1 pseudogene is annotated in these 547 nt (G+C 39.9%); it reads left to right on the forward strand.

What is annotated here, in order from left to right:
* Positions 1-264 precede the first annotated feature (264 nt).
* A pseudogene (locus tag R7Q09_RS27700) lies at positions 265-547 on the forward strand (4-hydroxyphenylpyruvate dioxygenase); the annotation flags it as partial.

Raw genomic sequence — 547 nt, forward strand, 5'->3', positions numbered from 1 at the left:
AAGTTATTTATATTTGGTGATATGGCATAAATAGAAAAATATCAACCTAATTGATTGAAATTATATTTGATTTTGGTTTGTTTTTAACCAGATGCATTGATGGTTTTGTGGTGTAACATTAATTTTACATTTCTCCGTAAGACCCATCGAAATAGAGATTTCGGCTTATGTATTCCAATTTCTCTCTACCTGCGCCAAGTTAGAAAAATCAGTTCAAACAGCTCAGTGAGGCTGTAAACAAATTAGTGACGCAAGGAGAAAGTCATGGTGGACACATACAACCCATTAGGTACAGACGGATTTGAGTTTGTTGAATACACAGCTGCTGACAGCAAAGGCATTGAACAACTAAAAGCGTTATTTACATCGCTAGGCTTTACTGAAATAGCCAAACATCGTTCGAAAGAAGCATGGTTGTATCGACAAGGTGACATCAGCTTTATCGTGAACGCCCAGCCTCATAGCCAGGCGGAGGAGTTTGCTAAAGTTCACGGCCCATCTGTATGTGGTATGGCGTTTCGTGTGAAAGACGCGACGGTTGCGCTTG

Source organism: Vibrio sp. 2130-1 (assembly GCF_033339515.1).